We start from the raw sequence: 18162 nt of genomic DNA, 5'->3' as shown, positions 1-18162 counted from the left end.
ATGATCCGGCCGCCCCGAACGCCCGACGCTACCCCCGGGTGATCGTGCCCGACGAGATCGACAAGATGCCGCGGCTGCAGTTCAACACCGGCATCGAGACCAACATCTTCCTGTCCCGCGAGCGGGACGACGCGCGCTACTTCCGCCACGGTTACTGCTACGGCGAACCGGACCACCTGCCCTACCGCTGGGACCAGAAGGACTTCGACGAGACGCACTTCGTGCTCAAGGGGAAGATCCACCTGGTCGTCGAGGACGCAGCCGGCCGCTCGATCGTGCTCGAGGCGGTCGAGGGCGAGCACATCTACCTGCCCGCCGGCTACGAGTACACGCTCGAGGCGACCGGCGTCGCCTACACGTTCTTCTGGACCTCGGGCCCGTCGCCCAAGGTCGGTGTCGCCGACGCCGCGGACTACAGCCGTGAGCTCCGGGCACTGCGGATCTCGGAAACCGGGGGACTCTGATGGCCGTCGCACCCGTCACCGCCAGCACCTGGCAGCCTCTGCGCGGGGACAAGCGCTGGGCCTACCTGAGCAGGGCGAAGACCATCCGGGTCGCCACCCTCAACGAGGACGGCTCGATCTACCTCTCCCCGTTGTGGATGGTGGTGCACGAGAAGAAGCTCTACATCCCGATCGACGCGGCGAGCAGGCACGGCGCGAACTTCACCGCCGGCCGCGCGCTGTCGGCGCTGGTCGACGGCGGGGACGAGTACGCCACCGTGAGCGGTGTCCGCATCACCGGCACCATGCACGAGGTCACGGACGAGGCGCTGGAGGAGACACTGGCGCAGCTGGTGTACGACAAGTACTTCCACGTCGGGCACCCCTACGCCGAGCAGTACCTGGAGTTCGGCGAGGTCGCGGGCCGGCGCTACTACGAGCTGGCGCCGACGAAGATGATCGGCTGGGACATGCGCGAGATCACGACGATCGCCATGCCCGAGACGCGGACGCTGCCCGCCCACGTGGGGGACCGGATCGTATGAGCCGCAACACCTTGCGGGTCCTGGTCGCCGGCGAGTCCTGGATCAGGCACACGATCCACATGAAGGGCTTCGACCGGTTCCACACCACCGAGTACGAGGAGGGCGCCGACGTCGTCCTCGCCGCGCTCGAGCAGGCGGCTTCGCGGTCACCTACGTCCGCGGGCACGAGATCTCCGCCCGCCTCCCGAAGACCGCCGAGGAGCTCGACGCGTTCGACGTCGTCGTCCTCTCGGACATCGGGTCGAACTCGTTCCTGATCCCGGACGAGACCTTCCTGCGTTCCGAACGGTCGCCGAACAAGCTCACCGTGCTCGGGGACCACGTCGGCGGGGGCGGCGGCGCGCTCGCCCGGTGGCCGTCGGTGCTCGGCTTCGACCGGGTGGTCGCCAAGCCCGGCGCGACGGTCGTCGCCCGTGCCGGTGAGGACCCGCTGCTCGTCGTCGGCGGGTACGGCGGGGGCCGGGTCGCCGCGTTCACCTCGGACCTGGCCCCGCACTGGGCCCCGCCGGAGTTCGTGGAGTGGGCGCACTGTGCGAGCCTCTGGACGTCGATACTGTCCTGGGCGGCCCGGGTCGGGAGCGATTCGCGGACGGTCACGCCGGTGTCCGCCGGCGCCCACGGCTGAGGAGGCCCCTGAGTTGACGCCCCGTCGTCGGCCCACCATGAAGGACGTCGCGGAACACGCGCGCGTGTCCGTCAGCACCGTGAGCTACGTGCTCAACGACAGCGGTCCGGTCGCCCCGGAGCGCCGCAACCGCGTCCTGGACGCGGTCCGCCTGCTCGAGTACTCGCCGAACGAGTCCGCGCGCAACCTCAAGCGCCGCTCGGCGTCGACGATCGGGATGGTCGTGCCCGAGCTGACCAACCAGTTCTTCGCGATGGTGGCGGAGGGCGTGCAGCGGGCGGCGTCGGCGCGGGACGTCCTGGTGGTCCTCGTGGTGCCGGAGGCCGCCGAGCAGCCGGAGGAGAAGCAGGCCAAGCTGCTCCGCAGCCAGCGGGTGGACGGCGTGATCTACCTGTCCGGCACCGGCTCGATGCCGGCGTCGATCTATGAGCTCGCGCGGTCGGGGCCGGTGGTCCTGGTCGACGAGCAGATCCCCGGCCTCGAGCTCCCGGCCGTGGTCTGCGACTCCCGAAAGGGGGCCCGCGAGGTCGCCGCGCACGTCCTCGCGCAGGGGCACCGGCGGATCGCCGTGATCGGCGGGCCACCGGCGCTCTGGACCGCGCAGCAGCGGCTCGCGGGCTACCGGGAGGCCTGCGCGGGGGCCGGGATCGACCCGGACTCCGTGCCCGTCTACGCGGGGGACTACCGGCAGGCCTCGGGTGCGGCGCTCGCGGCGGAGGCCCTGGCCGGGCCCGCGGACGAGCGGCCCACGGCGTTGCTCTGCGCGAACGACATGATGGCGATCGGCGTGATCGAGCACTGCAAGGCGACCGGGCTGCGGGTGCCGGAGGACGTCAGCGTCGTCGGGTTCGACGACCTGCCGCTCTCGGCACTGCTCACCCCGCGGCTGACGAGCGTGCGGCAGCCCGCGCACGACATGGGCTTCCGCGCCGCGACGGCCCTGTTCGACCTGCTCGAGAACTCCGACAGCGGGTCGGTCGGACTGCTCCCGGCGACGGTGCAGCTACGGGACTCGGTGGCCCCACCGGCCGGAGCGTCGAAATAATCGATTCCACCGTCCACTCTCACACTCTTCTCAGGGTGATTCTGCGATCGTGTTTGCGCTGTTCAGCAGTGTTGCATCCATAGTAGAAACGTTACGATCATGTTAGTGTCCTTCGCGATGTCTGGCCCGCGCTCGCACGGTGCGCCATGGTGGCTCCGGTGCACACCGGCACGGGTCAGGGCCGATGTACGGCAGGCCCCGACGAGTTCGTCTCCGGGAACAGAAACGACTCTCTCCAGAACAAGGGTGGGTTCTCTCCATGGGGTATCTCGACAACCTGATCATCGACACGGACAACTACAAGCACTGTCACTACCCGCTGTACCCGAAGGGCACCGAGTACGTCTCGAGCTACATCGAGTCGCGCGGGGGCGAGTTCCCGGTCACGATGTTCGTCGGGCTGCAGGCCTACCTGCGCGAGAAGCTGATGAAGCCGATCACTCTCGACGACATCGACGAGGCCGAGTTCGTCGTCCGCGAGCAGGGGATGCACTTCAACCGGGAGAACTGGCTGGGCATCCTCAACGACCACGGCGGCTACCTGCCTGTGGAGATCGAGGCCGTCCCCGAGGGGACCGTCGTGCCCTCGCGCAACGTGCTGGTCCAGGTGATCAACACGGACCCGAAGTACTTCTGGGCCACGAGCTTCTTCGAGACCGCCCTGCTGCGCGCCGTCTGGTACCCGACGACGATCGGCACGGTGAGCTGGCTGTCCAAGCAGGTCATCCGCGAGGCGCTGGCCCACACCTCGGACCACCCCGAGCTGCTGCGCTTCATGCTCCACGACTACGGCGCCCGCGGCGTCAGCTCCCAGCAGTCCGCGGCGCTGGGCGGCCTCGCCCACCTCGTCAACTTCGACCAGTCGGACACCGTCCCCGGCATCCTCGCCGCGAAGCGCTACTACAACGCCGGGAAGATCTCGAACTCCGGCCCGAACTCCGAGCACGCGGGCTTCTGCGCCTGGGGTGCGGACGACGAGGTCGGCGCGATCCGCAACATGCTGGAGACGTTCGCGCCCGAGGGCTGCGCTCTGGTCCTCACGGACACCTACGACCACGAGAACTGCGTGAAGAACATTCTGGGCGGCGAGCTCAAGGAGATGGTCCGGAACTTCCCCGGCCTCGTCGGCGTCCGCCCGGACTCGGGGGATCCGGTGCAGGTCACCGCGGACACCACCCAGTGGCTGATGGACGCGTTCGGCTTCGAGGTCAACTCCAAGGGCTACAAGGTGCTGCCGCCGTTCGTCCGGACGGTGCAGGGCGACGGCGTCACGTTCGACAGCCTGCGCGAGATCTACATGGAGCTCGAGCGGCGCGGCATGTCCGCGGAGAACGCGGTGTTCGGCATGGGCGGCGGACTCCTGCAGCACTGGAACCGGGACACGATGAACTTCGGCCAGAAGGCCTCCGCGGTCCGCGTGAACGGGGAGTGGCGGGACATCGCCAAGAACCCGACGGGCGCGGCCTTCAAGGCGTCAAAGAAGGGCCGGCTCGCGCTCAAGCACGAGAACGGCGTGTACACGACGGTGCCGAAGGGCTCGATCCCCGAGTCCGAGAACGTGCTGCAGCCGGTGTTCCGCAACGGCAAGCTGCTCAAGAAGTGGGACTTCACCGAGCTGGTCGCGAACAGCGAGGCCGAGGTTCCGGAGTCGTACTACATCGACGTCGTCGGCCCGATGCGGACCGTGTCGTCGGAGATGGCCGTCTCCGCGTGAGCCGGCCCTGATGCACCGGCGTCCGCCGCGGCACCCCCTCGGCTGCGGTGGGCGCCGGCCCAGGTGAACGACGAGGCAAGGAGAGCCGTGACGCGGCTGCACGTGTTCGACATGGACGGGACCCTGCTCCGCGGAGCCGCGACGGTCGAGCTGTCCCGCTACCTCGGCTCCTACGACGCCGCGAACGCCGTCGAGCAGGCGTGGCTGCGCAAGGAGATCAGCGACGTCGACTTCTGGGACAGCGTGCTGCCGCTGTGGGCGGACGCCACCGAGGCCGAGCTCGACGAGGCCTTCGCGGCCGCGGCGTGGATCGGCGGCGTCCGCGAGGTCTTCGCGGACATCGCCGCCCGCGGCGAGCACAGCGCGGTGATCTCCCAGTCCCCGCACTTCTTCGTGCGGCGGCTGGAGGGTTGGGGAGCGCACCACACCTTCGGTGCCGGCGTCGTGCCGGGCGGGCGATCGGGCGACGACCTGCTTCTGACGGTGCAGCACAAGGTCGACATCACCCTGCGGCTGTTCGACGAGCTGGGCGTCGCCGAGTCCGACTGCGTCGCGTACGGGGACTCGACGTCGGACGTGCTGCTCTTCGACCGGTTGTGGCACACCGTCGGCGTCAACCCGGCGCCCGTCCTGCGGGACCGGTGCGCCGTCGTCTACGAGGGGCCCGACCTGCGGGAGGCGTACGCGCTCGGGCGCGGCCTGCTCGAGCAGTCGGCTGCGGGGAACCGGTCCTGAGCCGCCGGCCGCGGTGGCGGGTACGGCGCGGGGCCGTCCTGGCCGTGTCGCCCGGAGGTATCGGGACTCCACGACGCGCGTTCTCCAGCCTCACGCGCGCCAACGGCCGCGCACGTGCCACCGAACGGCGGAGACCCGGCGCGTGCTGGGTGTCCGCGCCGTGGTTCCGCGCCTGGCCGCGGGATCGGTCGTCGGCCACGTGACCGCGGCGCTCCTCCACGGGTTCGACGTCTGGGCGGTGCCGCTGGACCGTGTGCACGTCATCCGCATCGGGTCGGGTGGGCATCACGCGGCCGGACGAAGTACGGCAGGTCGCTGAAGCCCGGACAGGACCCCGCCGAGGCGGTCTACCGAGAGAAACTCCGGGAGGACGAGCTCCGCGGGGAGGGCCTGACGGTCGTCCGCTGGACCTGGGGCGACCTCGACGTCTTCGGGCCCATCGCCGCCCGCCTCCGCCGTGCCTTCACGCTCTGAATCACGCGCGCGTCCTGGTTCGACCCGCGCCGGTCGACGGAGCGCGTCAGGCTGAACAGCGCGTGACATCACAACGCGCGCGTGGGCTCAGCTCTCCCGGGTCCACGAACCGAGCACCATCAGCGTCTTCGTCCCCGTGACGGTCCCGGCGCGGCGCAGGGTGTCGATCACCGTCTGCAGATGCGGGATGTCCCGGACGCGGACGTGCACGAGCGCGTCCGGGTCCCCGGCGATCGTGTAGATCGCCTGCACCTCGGGCACCGTCGACGCCGTCGCGACGATCTCGCCGACGCCGGTCCTTCCGGCGTAGCGCAGCTCGGTGAACGCCTCGACGCCCCAGCCGAGCTTGGCGTGGTCCACCTGCACGGTGAACCCCGTGATCACGCCGATCTCGCGGAGCCGGTCCACACGCCGCTTCACGGCCGCGACCGACAGCCCGACGACGCCGGCCATCTCCGAATAGGTCCGGCGTCCGTCCTCCTGCAGCAGCGCCAGCAACCGGTGGTCCGTCTCGTCGACCTCGCTCACGCAAACTCCTCTCCTCGCCGGCAGACTACGGAGGAGAACTTTGCGTGCGAAGGGCGATAACCGGGGACTTGCTTGTGCCGTTCCCGCCGGTTCCGTTCTGATTCCCACGTGACCGCCACCACGACGTCCGTGTCCCTCGACGACAAGTACGCCGCCGAGTCCGGTCGGGTCCTGATCTCGGGGATCCAGGCCCTCGTGCGGCTGACGCTGGAGCAGCGCCGCCTCGACGCGTCCCGCGGCCTGGACACGGGCGTCTTCGTCTCCGGCTACCAGGGCTCGCCGCTGGGTGGCGTGGACATGGAGATGGCGCGCGCCGCGGAGTTCCTGGACCCGGCCGGCGTCGTCTTCCGGCCCGGCGTCAACGAGGAGCTCGCCGCCACCGCCGTCGCCGGGACCCAGCTGCTCGGTCGCGTCCCCGGCCGGCGGCACGACGGCGTCACCGGGTTCTGGTACGGCAAGAACCCCGGCCTGGACCGGGCCGCGGACGCCATCCGGCACGGCAACCTCGTGGGCACCGCGACGCTCGGCGGCGCGGTCGCATGGATCGGCGACGACCCGGCGAGCAAGTCCTCCACCGTCCCCAGCTCGTGCGAGCCGATGGTGCAGAGCCTCGTCATGCCGCTGCTCGCCCCCGGCACGGTCCCGGAGATCCTCTCGCTCGGCCTGCACGCGGTCGCGCTGTCCCGGGCGACCGGGCTCTGGACCGGCCTCAAGATCGTCGCGGACATCGCCGACGCGTCCGCCACGATCGACGTGACCGCCCTGCGCCGGGGTGTCCCGCAGCCGCCGTCGACGCTGCGCCCGACCTCGTCCGCGCTCGTCGGACCGGCCGCACTCGACGCGGAGCACGACATGCTGACGCGCCGCCTCGACCTCGCCCGGCAGTACGCACGGGAAACGGGCCTCAACCGGATCGCCTTCTCCGCGCGACGAGCCCGCCTCGGCGTCCTCGCCTCGGGCACCGGCTACGCCGTCGTCCAGAGGGCCTGTGAGGACCTCGGCCTGGACGAGGGCGCGATGGAGGACCTCGGCCTGCGGCTGATCAAGCTGGACATGCCCTTCCCGCTCGACGGCGGCCAGCTCGCGGAGATGACCGGCGACCTCGACGAGTGCCTCGTCGTCGAGGACAAGGTCCCGTTCCTGGAGGGCCAGCTCAAGGAGGCGCTCTACCGGCGTCCGGGCGCCCCGAACGTCGTCGGCCGCCGGGACGAGACGGGACGCCCGTTGCTCACCGCCCGCGGCCAGCTCGGCGCGGAGGAGGTGGCCTGCGCCCTCGCCGCCCGGATCGGGACGGACCGACTGCCCCGAACGGCGGCGGTCCACCTGTCGGCGATCGCGCCGGCGAAGCCGTCCCGGATCGCGCTCCCCGTGGCCGAGAGCGCCGCGCGGACCCCCTACTTCTGCTCCGGCTGCCCGCACAACACCTCCACCCGGGCCTCGGACGACACCCTCGTCGGGGTCGGGATCGGCTGTCACGCCATGGTCGCGCTCGACGGCGAGGGCCGCGGCAACCAGGTCGGCATGACGCAGATGGGCGGCGAGGGCGCCCAGTGGATCGGCCTGGCCCCCTTCACGGACGACCGTCACCTGGTCCAGAACCTCGGCGACGGCACGTTCCACCACTCCGGTTCCCTCGCGATCCGCGCGGCCGTCGCGGCCGGGGTCACGATGACCTACAAGCTGCTCTACAACGACGCCGTCGCGATGACGGGCGGGCAGCAGGCCGTCGGCAGGCTGTCCGTCCCGGAGATCACCCGGCTGCTCGCCACCGAGGGCGTGCGGCGGATCGCGATCACCACGGACGACCCGGCGAAGTACCGCGGCGTGGCGCTCGACCCGATCGCGTCGGTCCGGCACCGCGACGAGTTCGCGGAGGCCGAGGCCGAGCTGACGGCCCTCGACGGCGTCACCGTCCTGATCCACGACGACCGGTGCGCCGCGGAGGAGCGCCGGCTGCGCAAGCGCGGCCGGCTGCCCACCCCGGCGCAGAAGGTCGTGATCAACGAGCGGGTGTGCGAGGGGTGCGGGGACTGCGGCGACAAGTCGACATGCCTGTCGGTGCAGCCTCATCAGACGGAGTTCGGCCGCAAGACCAGGATCCACCAGGCGTCCTGCAACTCGGACCTCTCCTGCCTCAAGGGCGACTGCCCGTCGTTCCTGCTGGTCGAGCCGGGAACGCGGGCCCGCCGTGAGGTCCCGGCGCTCCCGGTGGAGCTCGTCGAGCCCGCGCCGCGCCTGGCGGGGGACACGACGCTGCTGCGAATGCCCGGCATCGGCGGCACCGGCGTCGTCACGATCTCGCAGGTCCTGCAGATGGCCGCGCACCTCGACGGCCTGTTCGCCGCCGGGCTGGAGCAGACCGGCCTCGCGCAGAAGGGCGGCCCGGTCGTCTCCGACATCCGGATCGCGAAGGCGCCGGTCACCGGCTCGCTGCGCGCCTCCCGGGCCACGGCCGACGTGCTGGTCGGCTTCGACCTGCTCGGCGCCGCGGACGCGTCGAACCTCGCCGTCGCCCTGCCCGGACACACCGTCGCCGTCGTCAACACCGCGATCGTGCCGACCGCCGCCATGGTGACCAACCGGGTCGCCCTGCCGGGCTCGCCGGCCGACTCGCTCGAGCGGATCGAGACCGTGACCCGCCGCGGGGACAACCTCTACCTCGACGCGCAGCGCCTGGCCGAGGCCCTCTTCGGCGACCACATGCCCACGAACATGCTGTTGGTCGGGGCCGCCTACCAGCACGGCGTCGTCCCGATCGCCGCCGAGGCCATCGAGGAGGCGATCCGGCTCAACGGCGCCGCGGTCGAGAAGACCCTCGCCGCGTTCCGCTGGGGCCGCGCCGCCGTGATCGACGCCGAGGCCGTCCTCGCCGCCGCCACGCCGCAGGCCCGCGCGACGGTGGAGGTCGGCGTGGCGGCCGCGCAGATCGCCCGCGCCACGGGCGTCGCCGGGGAGCTGGAGGCGGTGCTCGCCACTCGCGTCGCGGACCTCGAGGGCTTCCAGGACGAGGCGCTGGCCCGCCGCTACGCCGCGGAGGTCGGGCGGGTCACCTTGATCGCGGCCGACCGCACGGGCGCGGCGACGGGGGAGCGGATCGGCCTCGCGTACGCCATCGGCCTGCACAAACTGCTCGCCTACAAGGATGAGTACGAGGTCGCCCGGCTGCACCTGGATCCGGTCGAGAAGGCCCGCCGGGACGCCGAGTTCGGCCCGGACGCGGCGGTCTCGGTCCTGCTGCACCCGCCGGTCCTGCGCGCGATGGGGATGACGCGCAAGATCCGGCTGAAGGGCCGGACCGCGGACGTCACCTTCCGCGCGCTGCGGGCCGTCCGCGGCCTGCGCGGCACCCCGCTGGACGTCTTCGGCTACGCGAAGGTGCGCCGGGTCGAGCGCGAGCTCGTCGCCGAGTACCAGGGGCTGGTGCACACCGCGCTGGAGCACCTCGACGCCGGGAGCGCGGAGCAGGTCGTCGAGCTCGCCGGGCTGCCGGACCTCGTGCGCGGCTACGAGGACATCAAGCTGGCCGCGGTCGAGCGCTTCCGGGAGAAGGCGAGCGCCCTCCTCGCCGTGATCACCGGGACCGGCTGATCACGCACGCGAGCCCGGGACGCCTCATGCTGTCGCCATGGCGACGCAGAACCCCGGCCCGGTCATCGTCGAGGTGGCGGTCAACGGCACGACGCCACGCCGTCGCAACCCGCACGTCCCGCGGACGCCCGCGGAGATAACCGAGGACGTGCTCGCGTGCATCGACCTCGGGGCCACGATCGCGCACAACCACAACGACGAGCCGATGTTCACCGACGACGGGGTGCACGCCGTCGAGCCCTACCTGCAGGCCTGGCAGCCGGTGCTGGACCGGCATCCGGACATGCTGCTCTACCCGACGATGGCGGCGGGCGCGCGCGGGATCCCGGTCGAGCGGCGGTGGGCGCACGTCGAGGAGCTGGCGCGGCGGCGGATGGGCGGGCTGACGCTCGTCGACCCCGGGTCGGTGAACGTCGGACTGCTGTCCGACGGGACGTGCCCGCCGGCGGCCGCTACGGAGCCATACCAGAACAGCATCGCGGACACCGAGTACATGTGCACCCGCACGGCCGCGCTCGGCGCCGCGCCCAGCATCTCGATCTTCGAACCGGGGTTCCTGCGGACCGCCCTGACCCTGCACCGGCACGGCCGCCTCCCGGCGGGCGCGATCGTCAAGCTGTACTTCGGCGGCGCCCTCGAGTTCGGGCTCCCGCCGACGGAGAAGGCCCTCGACGCCTACCTCGAGCTGCTCGAGCCGTCGGGCCTGCCCTGGTCGGTCGCGGTGCTGGGTGGCGATGTGCTCGCGTCCGGGCTGGCCGAGCAGGCCGTCCGGCGCGGGGGCCACCTCCGGGTCGGGCTGGAGGACTACGCGGGTCCGGGCGCGCCGTCGAACACCGACCTGCTGCGGGGCGTGCTGGAGCTGCTCGACCGGCTCGGGACACGGCCGGCGACGATCGGCGAGACCCGCGGGATCCTCGGGCTCAGGCCGGCCGCTGCGTCGAATAGATCAGGTTGAGCGCCTGCCCCGGCGCCGGCTGCACCGTGACCTCGCCGAACCCGGCGTCGCCGAGCATACGGGTGGCGAGCTCCCGGCCCCAGGCCGCGCCGAGCCCGGCGCCGTCGTGGGCGAGGGAGACGGTCATGCAGTGCAGGGTGCTGATCGAGTAGATCCAGGCGGCGAAGGGGTTGCCGACGTTCGCCTCCAGATCGCTGGACGCGGCCATGTCCACCATGACGAACGTGCCGCCGGGCACCAGCGCGTCGTGGACGCCGCGCAGGACGGCGGCGGGATCGGCCTGGTCGTGGACCGCGTCGATGGCGAACACGACGTCGAACGGTTCGGCCGGGCGGAACGCGGCCACGTCGGTGACCTCGAAGGTGAGGTTCTCCAGGCCGGCCGCGGCCGCCTCGGCGCGAGCGCGGTCGAGGGCGTCCTCCGCGATGTCGTACCCGGTGAAGGTCGACGCAGGGAAGGCCGCGGCGAGCAGGACCAGGGCGTGCCCGGTGCCGCAGCCGACGTCCGCGACGCGGGCCCCGGCCGCCAGCCGCTCGGCGAGGCCGGGGACGAGCGGGAGCCAGGCGTCGATCAGCAGCTCGTCGAGGGGCCGGCGGTTCAGCTGGTCCATGACCCCGGTGAAGTGCGGGCTGAACGCGGAGTAGGGAACGCCGCCGCCGGTGCGGAAGGCGGCCTCGATCCCGTCGAGGTTGCGGCCCAGCAGCGGGACCATGGCCGCCATCGGAGCCATGTTCTTGGACCCGTCGCCGGTCAGGGCCGCGGCGTGCTCGGGGGGCAACGTGTAGTGCCCGGACCCGGCGTCGAAGGTCATGATCCCGCCGGTGACCATCGCCCCGAGCCACTCGCGGACGTAGCGCTCCTCCAGCCCGGCCCGCTCGGCGAGTCCGGCGGAGTCGGTGGGGCCGGCCGCTGCGGCGTCGAACAGGCCGGTCCGGTGCCCGAGGTCGATCATGAAGGTGAGGACCCCGCTGGTGTAGACGCCGAAGAGGTGGCGGGCGAACTCGCGGACCTTGCGACGGTCCGGGACGACGGTGTCCGAGGTGGTCATGGGCTAAGCATGCCCTGCCGGGGGCGGGCCGTCCCGCGTCGAAGCGGCCGGCCTGCTTCCGAAGCGCGGGAAACTCGACCATGCTCGGCGACGTGGACGTCAGCGAGATCTACGCCAGGTGCAGCGCCGAGTTCAGCGCCCGCGTGCACGCCGTCGACGGGCACTGGGCCGATCCGACCCCGCTACCGGGCTGGGACGTCCGGACGCTCGTCAACCACCTCGCCTACGAGGAGCGCTGGACCCCGCTGCTGTTCGGTGGCGCGACGATCGAGGAGGTCGGCACCCGGTTCGACGGCGACCTGCTCGGCGAGGACCCGGTCGGCACGATCGACGAGACCGCGGCCGCCGCGCTGGACGCGATCACCTCCGACGGCGCCCTGGACCGCACCGTGCACCTGTCCTTCGGCGACCATCCGGGCCGGGAGTACGCGATGCAGCTCTCCGCGGACCACCTCGTGCACGCCGTGGACCTGGCGCGTGCCCTCGGCGAGGACGAGACGGTCGACGCCGACGTGGCCGCCGCGGTCCGGGAGTGGTTCGGCTCGATGGAGGAGACGTACCGCGCGATGGGCGTCACCGGGCCGAAGGTGGCCGTCCCGCCCGGTTCCGGCCCGCAGGCCGAGCTGCTCGGGATGATGGGTCGCCGCCCGTGACCCGTACCTGGCGGATCGGCGACGTGACCATCACCAAGATCGTCGAACTCGAGGACGAGGTCCCGCCGGGCCGGGCCGGGATCGCCGGCATCGACCCCGACGAGCTCGCGGACCTCCCGTGGCTGGTCCCGGACTTCCTGACGCCCGAGGGCCGGATGCGGATGAGCATCCACTCGTTCCTGGTCGAGACGCCGCGGACCCGGATCGTCGTGGACACCGGGCTGGGCAACGACAAACCGCGCGCGGTGCCGCACTGGAGCGGCCTGCGCACCGGCTTCCTCGACGAGATGCGGGCAACCGGGTGGCCGCCGTCGAGCGTGCAGCGGGTGATCCACACGCACCTGCACATCGACCACGTCGGCTGGAACACTTTGCTCGTCGACGGCGCCTGGGCGCCGACGTTCCCGCAGGCCAGGCACCTCATGGTGCGCGCGGACTTCGAGCACTGGCAGGCCGAGGCCGCCCGCACGGACGACGACCGTCCCGGCTGGCTCCGCGCGATGACGGACGTCGCGGCGGTCTGGGCGGACTCGATCGCGCCGGTCGCCGAGGCGGGTCTGGTGGACCTCGTCGAGCCGGACGCCCGGGTCGATCCGTACGTCCGGCTGGTGCCGACGCCCGGGCACACGCCCGGCCACGTGAGCGTGCTCGTCGAGTCCCGCGGGGAGTCCGCGGTGATCACCGGCGACCTCGTGCACTTCCCGTGCCAGATTGCGCGCCCGCGCTGGACGTCGATGCTGGACTGCGACCACGCGGCCGGGACGTCCGCCCGCGAGGAGTTCCTGGCGAAGTTCGCGGACTCGGGCACGCTCGTGCTCGGGACGCACTTCCCGGACCCGACGGCCGGGCTCGTCGTGCGCGACGGCGCGGGCTACCGGTTCGAGAGCTGAGGGGAACCCGATGGAGTTCGACGGCTCGAGGGACCTGACGAACAAGGTCGCGCTGGTGACCGGCGCGGGGTCGGGGATCGGCGCCGCGGTCGCGCGGCTGCTCGCCGCCCGCGGGGCCCGGGTCGTGGTCGCGGACCGGGACGAGGGCGGCGCGCGGAAGGTCTCCGACGAGATCGGCGGGTTCGCCGTCGTCGCGGACGTCACCGATCCGGTGCAGGTCACGACCATGGTGGCGGCGGCCGTCGCGGAGTTCGGCGGCCTGCACGTCGCGGTGAACAACGCCGGGATCAGCACCGGCTCCGGCGTCCCGACGGGGGAGACGGAGTTCGACGCCTGGCGGCAGGTGCTCGCCGTCAACCTCGACGGCGTCTTCCTCTGCCTGCGCGCCGAGCTGGCCGTCATGGCCCCGGCCGGCGAGGGCGTGATCGTGAACATGGCGTCGATCCTCGGCAGCGTCGCCGTGCCCGGGGCGTCGGCGTACGTGGCGTCGAAGCACGCCGTCGTCGGCCTGACCAGGACCACCGCGCTGGAGTACGCGCAGACCGGGATCCGGGTCAACGCCGTCGGGCCGGGGTTCATCGACACGCCGCTGCTCGGCGAGCGCACCCCGGAGGCGCACGAGGAGCTCCTCGCGCGGCATCCGGTGGGACGGCTCGGGCGGGCGGACGAGGTCGCCGCCGTCGTCGGGTTCCTCGTCTCGCCCGCCGCGTCGTTCGTGACCGGTGCCTACTACACGGTGGACGGCGGCTACACGGCCCGGTGAACCCTCACTGCTGCGGCGCCGCGCCCGCCTGCCGGATCGCCAGCGGGGCGCCGGCCAGGTCCTCGTCGTTGCAGAGCAGCTTGACCTCGTAGTACGGCGAGCCCTTCCGGTCGTCGTAGTCGAGGTGGATCGCGATGACGTCGACGGGCTCGCCGAGCCAGTCCTGGGCGCGGCGCAGCCACTTCGCCGAGCGTTCGAGTGCCGTGGGGAGGTCGTCGTCGCGGAACTGGACCGGGCGGAACGGGACGTCCTGGATCTGGTCCTGCGGGGTCTCCGGCCGCGGGAGGTCCGCCGCCAGGCCCGCGTCATCGAGGTGGAGTTCAACCATCTTCTCGCTCACACCGACGAGGGTGACGTGCCGCGGCGGCGCGGACAAGTTCTACTCGCCGACGGACGACGAATTGCCTGGTCGCGCGGCGAGACGCCGATCACAGAGCCGTGTTATGGGCCCGTCTGCCGCGTGGCTACTTGACGCCGAACTCCTTCTTCACCTCGGCCCGCCACCGGGCGTAGTCCTCGGAGTGCCGCAGGCCCATGTCCGCGGCACAGTTCCCGCAGTGGCCCACGATCCGCAGCAGCGCGAGGGTGCCGCAGCGGACGCAGGTCTGGGGGAGCGCGGTCGTCGTGTCCTCGGGCTCGGTCACGTTCCCAGTCTCCCAGGCCGACGGTCGCCCTCGCGAAGGGGTTGACACCTGCCTGTGCCCGCGCTCACCATTATCTGGGTTGGAGCGCTCCAATCGCGTCCGACGCCACGTCTCACTGCGGAGAGGGAATCGGACATGGGCAGGGAACGCCTCGAGAGGTACAGCCTCGTCGGGCCCGACTCGCGAGCCGCGGTCGACGCGGGCCTCGCGAGCGCCGACTGGTACCGCAGCGCCGTCCCGCGCAAGCGGATGAAGGAGCTCATGCGCCGCTCCGACGGTCCGGCCGTCCGGGACACGACGCTCTGGCTCGGCCTCATGGTCGTCCTCGCCGGCGTCGGGACCCTGTTCTGGGGCAGCTGGTGGTGCGTGCCGTTCTTCGCCGCGTACGGAGTGCTCTACGGCTCGGCGTCGGACTCCCGCTGGCACGAGTGCGGGCACGGCACCGCGTTCCGGACCCGCTGGATGGACGAGGTGGTCTACCAGATCGCCTCGTTCATGGTCATGCGTGATCCGACCGCCTCGCGCTGGAGCCACACCCGCCACCACACCGACACCCTCGTCCTCGGGCGGGACCCGGAGATCCAGGCGATGCGCCCCGCGCGGCTGGCCAAGCTCCTCGCGAACTTCGTCGGGCTGGTCGACGTGCCGGTGGCGATGCGGCTGATGGTGCTGCACGTCGTGGGCCGGCTCAGCGCCGAGGAGGCGGACTACGTCCCGGAGACCGAGCGGCCGAAGGTGTTCCGTACCGCCCGGATCTGGTTCGCGATCTACGCCGTGGTGATCGCCTCGGCGATCGTGTCCGGCTCCTGGCTCCCGGTGGTCCTGGTCGGCGGGCCCGCGCTGTACGGGCGGTACATGCTCTACGTCTACGGTCTGACCCAGCACTCGGGTCTCGGTGAGAACGTCCTCGACCACCGGCTCAACACCCGCACGGTGCGGATGAACGTGATCAACCGGTTCCTGTACTCGAACATGAACTACCACGTCGAGCACCACATGTTCCCGATGGTCCCGTACCACCGCCTGCCGGAGCTGCACGAGGAGATCAAGGGCGATCTCGCGCCCGCGTACCCCTCGATCTGGGCGGCGTACAGGGAGCTCGTGCCCGCGGTCCTGCGCCAGCTGAAGGACCAGTCGTACTACGTCCGCCGCGAGCTGGCGCCCGGCGCGACGCCGTTCCACGAGCCGTCGGCCGTCAACGACGGCCGCGCGCTCCCGCTGATCCCCGCCTGACCCCCCGGAGACCGTGATGCCCCAGTGGATCCCCGCCTGTGCCACCGACGACGTCGACCCCGAGGACGTCATCCCCTTCGACCACGCCGGGGAGAGCTACGCCGTGTACCGCTCCCCGGACGACGTCTACTACGCGACGGCCGGGCACTGCTCCCACGAACGTGAGCTGCTCTGCGACGGCCTGGTGATGGGCGGCGTCATCGAGTGCCCGAAGCACAACGGCCGCTTCGACTACACCAGCGGCAAGGCGATGGGCGCCCCGGTGCTCGTCGACCTACGGACCTACCCGACGAAGGTCGAGGACGGCACCGTCTACATCGAGGTCTCGTGACCCCGCCCGGGATGGTGGTCGTCGGGGCGGGGGAGTGCGGCGCCCGTGCCGCGTTCGCGCTCCGCGAGAACGGCTGGACCGGCCCGGTCACCCTCGTCGGCGCGGAGCCGCTGCTGCCCTACGAGCGGCCACCGCTCTCCAAGGCGGGCCTGGTCCCGGACTCGGCCGGACCGGTCGCCATCCGCGACGCCCGGGCGTACCGGGACGCGGACATCGAGCTGGTCTCGGGCGTCGAGGTGGCCGGGCTGGACACCGGCGCGCACCACGTCGAGCTCGCCGACGGCCCGCGGCCGGGCTACGAACGGCTGCTCCTGGCGACGGGCGCGTCCGCTGCCGTTCGACGGGGCGCCGGTGCACCTCCTGCGGACGCACGCCGACGCCGTGTCGCTGCGCCGGCGGTTGACGCCCGGGACCCGGGTCGGCGTGATCGGCGGCGGGTTCGTCGGACTGGAGCTCGCGGCGTCGGCGGCGGCCCGGGGATGCTCGGTGACGGTCGTCGAGCTCGGGCCACGCCCCATGGGTCGCGCGGTACCGGCCCGGATCGCCGCCGTCCTGGTGGCCCGGCACGTCGCGGCCGGGGTCGACCTGCGCTGCGGGACCGGCGTCACCGGGCGCGAGTCGACGGGGACCGGGGTCACGATCGGGCTCGCGGACGGGGCCGTCGTCGAGGTCGACGTGGTGGTGGCCGGGATCGGCTCCGTCCCGGAGACCGCGCTCGCGGTGGCCAAGGACGTCCGCCTCGCGGAGATGCTGATCGCCCGCCGCGCGGTTCCGGACCCGGCCGCCCTCGCCGACCCGTCCGTCACCCTCAAGTTCCTTCTCAGGTCGCCCGTCGGCGCGTGACGGGTGGGGCGGTGGTGCCGCGGACGACGAGCTCGGGATCGAGCGTGATGTCCCGGGCGTCGGTGCGGCCGTCGTCGAGGCGCTCGGCGGCGGCGCCGACGGCGAGGCTCGCCATCCGGGCCGCGTCCTGGCGGACGGTCGTGAGGTCGATGTGGTGCAGGCGCGCGAGCTGGCTGTCGTCGAACCCGACGACCGAGACGTCCTGCGGCACCCGGACACCGGCGCGCAGGAAGGCGTCCAGGACGCCGACGGCGCACCGGTCGTTGGCGGCGACGATCGCGGTCGGCAGCGCGGGCTCGTCGAGCAGGACCCGGGCCGCGTCGCCGCCGGCCTGCTCGGTGTAGCGGCCGGGCACGATCCGGGCGAGATCGTCGAGGCCGTGGCGGCGCATGGCGTCCCGGTACCCACGGCGGCGCTCCGCCGCCCCGGCGTCCCGCCCGGCGTCGACGTGCACGATCCGCCGGTGCCCGAGCCCGACGAGATGGTCGACGGCCCGGCCGAGCCCCGCCGCGTCGACGGTCCGGACCGTGTCCACGGCGGCCTTCCCGCCGCCCGCGCCGCGGCCGAGGACGACGACCGGGAGGGTCGCGCCGAGCTCGCGCAGCCGCGCGGGCGTCGCGACGGAACCCAGGAGGATCAGCCCCTCGCACCGGGACGCGGTGAGCGCGTCGATCGCCTCGTCCTCCGCGCGGGTGGGGGTGACGGCGGTGAGGAGGACCTCGTAGCCGAGCGCCGCGGCGGCCGGGTAGATCGCCTCGACCAGGTCCGCGTGAAAGGTGTCGTGCACGGTGAGCGTGACGCCGAGCAGCCGGCTGCGGTGGCTGCGCAGGACCTGCGCGCTGGGGTCCGGGCGGTAGCCCAGCTCGTCCGCGGCCTGCAGCACCCGCGTCCGGGACTCCTCGCTCGGCCCCGGCGCACGCCGGATGACCAGGGACGCGAGCGCGCGGGACACGCCCGCGCGCGCCGCGACGTCGTTGAGCGTGGGGCGCCTGGGTCGCGCGCCGTCGCTGTTCGGCACCCTGCCTCCCTCCGCCGGCGCCACCGTATCCGAGAACGGTTGGATCGATCTCAGGGGCGGTCTTGACGGCGTTCGCGCCGAGTCCCA

Annotated in this window: 18 protein-coding genes and 2 pseudogenes; 15 read left to right on the top strand and 5 right to left on the bottom strand. The window is 72.3% G+C overall.

Annotation, left to right across the window (positions count from 1 at the left end):
• The first annotated feature begins 38 nt into the window (after nt 1-38).
• From JWP64_RS12760 to JWP64_RS12730, 7 genes and pseudogenes are all read left to right on the top strand, one after another.
• Nucleotides 39-464: a cupin domain-containing protein gene (locus tag JWP64_RS12760; RefSeq protein ID WP_297496116.1), complete on the top strand. Its 426-nt coding sequence runs from the start codon at nt 39-41 to the stop codon at nt 462-464.
• Nucleotides 464-988: a pyridoxamine 5'-phosphate oxidase family protein gene (locus JWP64_RS12755; RefSeq protein WP_297496115.1), complete on the top strand. Its 525-nt coding sequence runs from the start codon at nt 464-466 to the stop codon at nt 986-988. The genes JWP64_RS12760 and JWP64_RS12755 overlap by 1 nt, the downstream gene beginning before the upstream one ends.
• Nucleotides 985-1271: pseudogene (locus JWP64_RS31495) on the top strand (glutamine amidotransferase); the annotation flags it as partial. The gene JWP64_RS12755 and the pseudogene JWP64_RS31495, both read left to right, overlap by 4 nt.
• Nucleotides 1272-1295: 24 nt before the next feature.
• A complete protein-coding gene (locus JWP64_RS12745) occupies nt 1296-1613 on the top strand; it encodes a glutamine amidotransferase (protein WP_297496114.1) in 318 nt (105 codons plus the stop codon).
• Nucleotides 1614-1650: 37 nt separating this feature from the next.
• A complete protein-coding gene (locus JWP64_RS12740) occupies nt 1651-2658 on the top strand; it encodes a LacI family DNA-binding transcriptional regulator (RefSeq protein WP_297496208.1) in 1008 nt (335 codons plus the stop codon).
• A gap of 259 nt (nt 2659-2917) precedes the next feature.
• On the top strand, nt 2918-4372 hold the full coding sequence (locus tag JWP64_RS12735; RefSeq protein ID WP_297496113.1) for a nicotinate phosphoribosyltransferase: 1455 nt from the start codon (nt 2918-2920) through the stop codon (nt 4370-4372).
• Between the two features lie 87 nt (nt 4373-4459).
• Nucleotides 4460-5107, top strand: coding sequence for an HAD-IB family phosphatase (locus JWP64_RS12730; protein ID WP_297496112.1), 648 nt, complete (start codon nt 4460-4462; stop codon nt 5105-5107).
• Between the two features lie 561 nt (nt 5108-5668).
• Here the strand turns inward: JWP64_RS12730 and JWP64_RS12725 are convergent.
• On the bottom strand, nt 5669-6109 hold the full coding sequence (locus tag JWP64_RS12725; protein WP_297496111.1) for an Lrp/AsnC family transcriptional regulator: 441 nt from the start codon (nt 6107-6109) through the stop codon (nt 5669-5671).
• Nucleotides 6110-6217: 108 nt separating this feature from the next.
• Between JWP64_RS12725 and JWP64_RS12720 the strand changes: the two genes are divergently transcribed.
• The gene (locus tag JWP64_RS12720) at nt 6218-9697 is read left to right on the top strand and encodes an indolepyruvate ferredoxin oxidoreductase family protein (RefSeq protein WP_297496110.1); all 3480 of its coding nucleotides are present in this window, start codon (nt 6218-6220) and stop codon (nt 9695-9697) included.
• A gap of 37 nt (nt 9698-9734) precedes the next feature.
• Nucleotides 9735-10652 carry a 3-keto-5-aminohexanoate cleavage protein gene (locus JWP64_RS12715; protein ID WP_297496109.1) on the top strand — a complete coding sequence of 306 codons (918 nt, stop codon included), beginning with the start codon at nt 9735-9737 and terminating at the stop codon, nt 10650-10652.
• Here JWP64_RS12715 and JWP64_RS12710 read toward each other — a convergent pair.
• On the bottom strand, nt 10618-11700 hold the full coding sequence (locus tag JWP64_RS12710) for a methyltransferase domain-containing protein (protein WP_297496108.1): 1083 nt from the start codon (nt 11698-11700) through the stop codon (nt 10618-10620). The two genes, JWP64_RS12715 and JWP64_RS12710, sit on opposite strands and share 35 nt — an antisense overlap.
• A gap of 92 nt (nt 11701-11792) precedes the next feature.
• On the opposite strand from JWP64_RS12710, the gene JWP64_RS12705 reads away from it, so the two are divergent.
• The 3 genes from JWP64_RS12705 to JWP64_RS12695 are packed head-to-tail and all read left to right on the top strand — an operon-like array spanning nt 11793 to nt 14006.
• Nucleotides 11793-12353, top strand: coding sequence for a TIGR03086 family metal-binding protein (locus JWP64_RS12705; protein ID WP_297496107.1), 561 nt, complete (start codon nt 11793-11795; stop codon nt 12351-12353).
• A 23-nt stretch (nt 12354-12376) separates the two neighbouring features.
• Nucleotides 12377-13243: an MBL fold metallo-hydrolase gene (locus tag JWP64_RS12700; protein WP_297496106.1), complete on the top strand. Its 867-nt coding sequence runs from the start codon at nt 12377-12379 to the stop codon at nt 13241-13243.
• Nucleotides 13244-13253: 10 nt separating this feature from the next.
• Nucleotides 13254-14006 carry an SDR family NAD(P)-dependent oxidoreductase gene (locus JWP64_RS12695; RefSeq protein ID WP_297496105.1) on the top strand — a complete coding sequence of 251 codons (753 nt, stop codon included), beginning with the start codon at nt 13254-13256 and terminating at the stop codon, nt 14004-14006.
• Between the two features lie 4 nt (nt 14007-14010).
• Here JWP64_RS12695 and JWP64_RS12690 read toward each other — a convergent pair whose 3' ends face one another.
• Together JWP64_RS12690 and JWP64_RS12685 are read right to left on the bottom strand one after the other, a co-directional pair.
• Nucleotides 14011-14346 carry a hypothetical protein gene (locus JWP64_RS12690; protein WP_297496104.1) on the bottom strand — a complete coding sequence of 112 codons (336 nt, stop codon included), beginning with the start codon at nt 14344-14346 and terminating at the stop codon, nt 14011-14013.
• 124 nt (nt 14347-14470) lie between these two features.
• Complete coding sequence (locus JWP64_RS12685) at nt 14471-14650, bottom strand: hypothetical protein (protein WP_297496103.1); 180 nt, start codon at nt 14648-14650, stop codon at nt 14471-14473.
• 135 nt (nt 14651-14785) lie between these two features.
• On the opposite strand from JWP64_RS12685, the gene JWP64_RS12680 reads away from it, so the two are divergent.
• From JWP64_RS12680 to JWP64_RS12670, 3 genes and pseudogenes are all read left to right on the top strand, one after another.
• A complete protein-coding gene (locus JWP64_RS12680; protein ID WP_297496102.1) occupies nt 14786-15883 on the top strand; it encodes a fatty acid desaturase family protein in 1098 nt (365 codons plus the stop codon).
• A 16-nt stretch (nt 15884-15899) separates the two neighbouring features.
• On the top strand, nt 15900-16214 hold the full coding sequence (locus tag JWP64_RS12675; protein WP_297496101.1) for a MocE family 2Fe-2S type ferredoxin: 315 nt from the start codon (nt 15900-15902) through the stop codon (nt 16212-16214).
• Between the two features lie 11 nt (nt 16215-16225).
• Nucleotides 16226-17057 (top strand): annotated as a pseudogene (locus JWP64_RS12670) (FAD-dependent oxidoreductase).
• On the opposite strand, the gene JWP64_RS12665 reads toward JWP64_RS12670, so the two are convergent.
• Nucleotides 17035-18075: a LacI family DNA-binding transcriptional regulator gene (locus JWP64_RS12665; protein ID WP_297496099.1), complete on the bottom strand. Its 1041-nt coding sequence runs from the start codon at nt 18073-18075 to the stop codon at nt 17035-17037. The pseudogene JWP64_RS12670 and the gene JWP64_RS12665 sit on opposite strands and share 23 nt — an antisense overlap.
• Nucleotides 18076-18162 lie beyond the last annotated feature (87 nt).

Source organism: Pseudonocardia sp., from assembly GCF_025465255.1.
GTDB lineage: Bacteria > Actinomycetota > Actinomycetes > Mycobacteriales > Pseudonocardiaceae > Pseudonocardia.
The sequence above is the reverse complement of the archived record's forward strand: the minus strand, read 5'-3'. Positions and strand labels throughout refer to the sequence as shown.